Below are 1,085 nucleotides of genomic sequence, written 5' to 3' on the forward strand. Positions count from 1 at the left end.
TAGGTAGCTTAACCTTCGGGAGGGCGCTTACCACTTTGTGATTCATGACTGGGGTGAAGTCGTAACAAGGTAACCGTAGGGGAACCTGCGGTTGGATCACCTCCTTACCTTAAAGAACCTGCCTTTGCAGTGCTCACACAGATTGTCTGATGAAATAGAGCAGTAAATAATCTCTGCAGGCTTGTAGCTCAGGTGGTTAGAGCGCACCCCTGATAAGGGTGAGGTCGGTGGTTCAAGTCCACTCAGGCCTACCAAATTTTCCCTGAATACTGCGTTGTGGCAAAGCTCGCATACTTCAGTATGCTTCGCTTCACCACGCCTTGTCTCAGGAAAAATTACCGGTACAGAGATAACACCGATGGGGCTATAGCTCAGCTGGGAGAGCGCCTGCTTTGCACGCAGGAGGTCTGCGGTTCGATCCCGCATAGCTCCACCATCTTTACTGCGAACACAAGAAAACTTCAGAGTGAACCTGAAAAGGTGCACTGCGAAGTTTTGCTCTTTAAAAATCTGGATCAAGCTGAAAATTGAAACGACACACTGTTTAAGTGTGTTCGAGTCTCTCAAATTTTCGCAATCTGAAGACATCTTCGGGTTGTGAGGTTAAGCGACTAAGCGTACACGGTGGATGCCCTGGCAGTCAGAGGCGATGAAGGACGTGCTAATCTGCGAAAAGCGTCGGTAAGGTGATATGAACCGTTACAGCCGGCGATGTCCGAATGGGGAAACCCAGTGCAATTCGTTGCACTATCGTTAACTGAATACATAGGTTAACGAGGCGAACCGGGGGAACTGAAACATCTAAGTACCCCGAGGAAAAGAAATCAACCGAGATTCCCCCAGTAGCGGCGAGCGAACGGGGAGCAGCCCAGAGTCTGAATCAGCTTGTGTGTTAGTGGAACGGTCTGGAAAGTCCGACGGTACAGGGTGATAGTCCCGTACACCAAAATGCACAGGCTGTGAACTCGAAGAGTAGGGCGGGACACGTGGTATCCTGTCTGAATATGGGGGGACCATCCTCCAAGGCTAAATACTCCTGACTGACCGATAGTGAACCAGTACCGTGAGGGAAAGGCGAAAAGAAC

2 tRNA genes and 2 rRNA genes are annotated in these 1,085 nt (G+C 50.1%); all 4 read left to right on the forward strand.

Annotated features, from left to right (window positions below):
• A 16S ribosomal RNA gene (locus tag MKR05_RS26860) occupies window positions 1–107 on the forward strand; the annotation flags it as partial.
• Between the two features lie 70 nt (window positions 108–177).
• Window positions 178–254 (forward strand) — tRNA-Ile (locus tag MKR05_RS26865).
• A gap of 106 nt (window positions 255–360) precedes the next feature.
• Window positions 361–436 (forward strand) — tRNA-Ala (locus MKR05_RS26870).
• 165 nt (window positions 437–601) lie between these two features.
• Window positions 602–1,085: ribosomal RNA gene (locus MKR05_RS26875) — 23S ribosomal RNA — on the forward strand; the annotation flags it as partial.

The organism is Klebsiella sp. K5-204, from assembly GCF_030128585.1.
Taxonomy (GTDB): Bacteria; Pseudomonadota; Gammaproteobacteria; order Enterobacterales; family Enterobacteriaceae; genus Klebsiella; species Klebsiella quasipneumoniae.